Source organism: bacterium (assembly GCA_030247525.1).
In the GTDB taxonomy this organism is placed as follows: Bacteria; Electryoneota; JAOADG01; order JAOADG01; family JAOADG01; genus JAOTSC01.
The window spans coordinates 1-3,864 of record JAOTSC010000237.1 but is presented as its reverse complement, the minus strand read 5'-3'; the positions used below and the strand labels follow the sequence as shown (position 1 = coordinate 3,864).

The 3,864-nt window shown below is 47.2% G+C and carries 3 protein-coding genes; 2 read left to right on the top strand and 1 reads right to left on the bottom strand.

Annotated features, from left to right (window positions below; translation table 11 throughout):
* Window positions 1-1,341, top strand: a 1,341-nt coding sequence (locus tag OEM52_14380; protein MDK9701322.1) for a PQQ-binding-like beta-propeller repeat protein, incomplete at its 5' end; no start/stop codon positions are given.
* Between the two features lie 86 nt (window positions 1,342-1,427).
* Window positions 1,428-2,141: a sulfite exporter TauE/SafE family protein gene (locus OEM52_14375; protein MDK9701321.1), complete on the top strand. Its 714-nt coding sequence runs from the start codon at window positions 1,428-1,430 to the stop codon at window positions 2,139-2,141.
* Between the two features lie 5 nt (window positions 2,142-2,146).
* Here OEM52_14375 and OEM52_14370 read toward each other — a convergent pair.
* On the bottom strand, window positions 2,147-3,864 hold a 1,718-nt coding region (locus OEM52_14370; protein ID MDK9701320.1), incomplete at its 5' end, for an ATP-binding protein.

Here is a 3,864-nt window from a genome sequence, read left to right as displayed (position 1 = left end):
GTATTACTAAGGGGTGGATCGAATCCCCCATCACTGTTTGGTTTAATCGGCGCATACAAAAAAATCCGTGTAACCTATTACGAAACGCTCGATCAGTCGAATGGGATGATGACTTTTCTCGTGAAAAACACGCAGCCGAATCATCAAGTGAAAGCCCCCAAATGGGGTAAGTACGACCATACCAAGTACGAAGCAGAAAACAATACCGGTGAAGGGTTGGTGCGGTTCGACCCCAAAACCGGGAAAATCGTGTGGCGGCATTACTTCGATTATTTGATGGATTTTAATGAAGTATTTAATCGCATCGGTGCCGCGGGCGGTGATATGGGTGGAACCCTTGAAGGCGCTGCCCAAATGATTAATGCGGCTCGCGCTCGAAAGTATACCGACTCGTATTTAACCCAACCGATTGTCAACAATGGAAAAGTCTATCTCTGTGCCGACCGGAAAATGTTATGCTTCGACAATGTAACCGGAAACGTCGAATGGGAGACTCCCGAAATCGGCAATGCGACTGGTTTGGTCGAATTGGATAACACGTTCTACATCCAGATTGGACGAACTTTTAAGTCTTATAAGTACACTCTTAGCACGAGTCCCGGTTCCTGTAAAGCCAAGGAAACTAAAATCGAAACCAAGAAGCCGTTTGGATTTTTGGCAATTGACAAAGCAAAAGGGAACATCGTCTGGGATATGACCAAAGAGAAAGAATTCAAGGAAGATCCAACGAGTTATCTCATGGAGTACAATGCTGAACGGAAGACGATGTACTGCTCCGATGGTAAATTCATCTTTGCGATCCCATTTACTCGTGATGGTAAGATTTCGTGGAAACACACTCTTAAGGAATTAGGAGTCGGTTCGGTGAAACCGGAAGATGGTGTCGTTTTCATCGTGAAGTCGCGTTCCAGTTCTTCCAGCTCGTACTACTCCGGCAACGGTTTTGGTTACACGATAACCACAACGGTTGAGTATGATGTTCGAAAAGTACTGGGTGTTGAGTATCGCAAGGACAAACAAGGTCGTGAATTCATATTAGGTATTGGCGAAGATGGCTTAGTGCGAATCGACTTGGACGGGAAAGTCGTATGGAAAGCCGATAAGAAGGTGTGGGATTGGGATCGCGACGATGTCACCTTCACGCCGTTCTACTTGCCGGATGGCGACATCTGTTTTGGTTTCAACCGCCGGTTAACCCGAATCGATGTCGACAAAGGCTCGACAATATTCCAAGTGAAGGAAGACAAAACAGCATCATTCGACGTTCACCCGACCGGCAATTCGTTAATCGCTTACACGAAGAAGTGGATTCGCTCGTTTGACTTAACTCAAGCCGAGTAGCATTTAGTTGTTTACAACAGAAGGGGTGTAGTGACTACACCCCTTTATTATTTCTGTATACTTTATTGTCGTTGTACATTATTGCCATGTCTGATCTCCTCTGGTTCGATATCACTACCGCCTTTATCGCTGGTCTTTTGGGCAGTCTCCACTGTATTGGGATGTGCGGTCCCCTTGCGGCGTTTGGTTGTACATCGGTCTCATCACGTTCCAGTATATCCGCCCCCGCATTGTTTGTGCTGGGTAAATTTCTCTCTTATTCGCTTGCCGGTCTTCTTGCCGGTTCGATTGGCGCTTGGTTAATCGAGCAAGGTTGGTTGATGCGAACCCAAGCCTGGGTGTCGCTGGCAGGTGGTATTATCATGGCTGCCGCGCTGCTGTATCACTGGTTGGTTCCGGCAAAATCCGGTGCAAATTCATTGGTGGCTCGTTTTCTGCGACCTTTGCTACGTTACTCGATAACATCCGGTGAAACAACGCTTGTGCAACGAATTCTGCCGCCATTTCTGTTGGGAGTATCAGCCGCATTGTTACCTTGTGGACTGCTGCACGCAATCCTGATTCGCGCAGCGGCGACGGGCGATAGTGTAACCGGTATGCTGGTGATGCAAGCATTCGGAATCGGTACGACACCGGCACTATTGGGTATTGGAATTCTGCTGCGATGGATCCCGGTGGGTTTACAACGCTATGCCAACCGGTTCGGTGAGTTACTACTTTTCGTGATGGCGGGTGTATTGGTGTATCGCGGGGTTAGTGGGATTCTATCACCAATTGCCGGAGCCGCGTGTTGTCCGTAAAAATTCTATTCTGTTTTCTCGTCTAATATCGTCCGGATTGTTGTTGCCATTTCGGATAAGTGATACGGCTTCCCCACAAATCCCTTAGCACCTGAGAAGTCCGGTGTATCTTTAGTATCCATCGCAGTATACCCGCTTGACATAATCACTTTCGCTTTTGGATTCAACACGAGAATCTGTTGGAGTACTTCACCCCCGGAAAGATTCGGCATCGAATAGTCGAGAATCGTAAGATCGATAAACTCTCGTTGACTAAAATATACTTCCAGTGCGGTAGCACCATCCTCTGCCAGCAACACCTGATATCCTAACTGCTCCAGTAGTGTTTTTCCGAGAGTTCGAATCATCTCTTCATCGTCGACCAATAGAATCGTTTCGGTGCCGGTTGCCAATTCTTCGTCAATACCCGTTTCAGTTTGAGGTGCTTCTAACTTGGTCGACGGTAAATAGAACGAGAAGACTGTTCCTTTTCCGAATTCGCTTTCGACATCGAGCCAACCGTTATGCTGCTTAACGATACCGTACACCGATGCTAATCCTAACCCGGTGCCTGACCCGGCGGCTTTCGTCGTAAAGAACGGTTCAAACACTCGTTGCAGGGTGTCTGGTGTCATACCAATACCAGTGTCAGATACTGAGAATCTAACATATTCGCCTGGCTTTACATCGGGATGCAAGAGGCAGTACTCTTCATCAGCGTCGAAATCACTCGCAGCGATTTTTATTCGCCAGTTCCGTTTCTGCATATCAGGTGGAATTGCGAATATTGCATCACGCGCATTTACGCAAAGATTCACCAATACTTGATGGATTTGGCTCGCGTCGGCGAACACTGCGCGATTCAAACCGGTAGTTGAATACGAAACGTCAATCCGACGGTCGATAGTGTTCTTGAGGATTGTTTCATTTTCATCCAGCAAAACCGCAGGATGAACCGGTTTCAATTGAACCCCGGAACGACGACTGAAGAGGAGAATCTGTTTCACCACTTCCGATGCGCGGATTGCCGCTTTCTCCGCATCGAGTAAACAGGATTGCAACCGGTCGGGTGGACTTATCATTGCTAAACTGATGTTCCCCATGATTGCAGTAAGTAAATTGTTAAAATCGTGTGCAATCCCGCCTGCCAATAAACCAACTGCTTCCATTTTTTGAGATTGCCGTAATTGATCTTCGAGGGCATGTTCGTGAGTAACGTTTCGACAGACTGCAATCACGTTAACTTGCTTCCCGCTGTTATCGTAGAGTGGCGCTAATGATACGTCGAGAAACAAAACCTCGCCGTTCTTTGTTCGGTGGGTTTGTGCACCACGCCACTCTTTACCCAATAGTACATGCTGCATTGGAGTGAAATTTGAATCAGGAGAGTCCTCATTTATCCGCAGTAGTGTGATCGGGAGCTGACGATAAGCTTCACCAAATGAAAAACCAGTAAGCTTTTCAAATGCGGGATTAACGTATTCAATAACCCCATCCATGTTTAGCAAGAGAATGCTCTCGTTCACCGATTCAATCACTTTTACCATTCGAGAGCGTTCTTCATCGATCAGTTTTCGTTCGATTGCCGGGGCGATATATCCGCCTACCAGCGAAAGCAATTCAAAATCGGACTTTGTGTAAATCTGGTCTGTTGCATAGGTCTGTGCGACTGTTACACCAATGACTCCGCGTTGTGTAATCAGCGGTACGCCCAACCAGCAAACCGACTGTACGCCAACCAGTT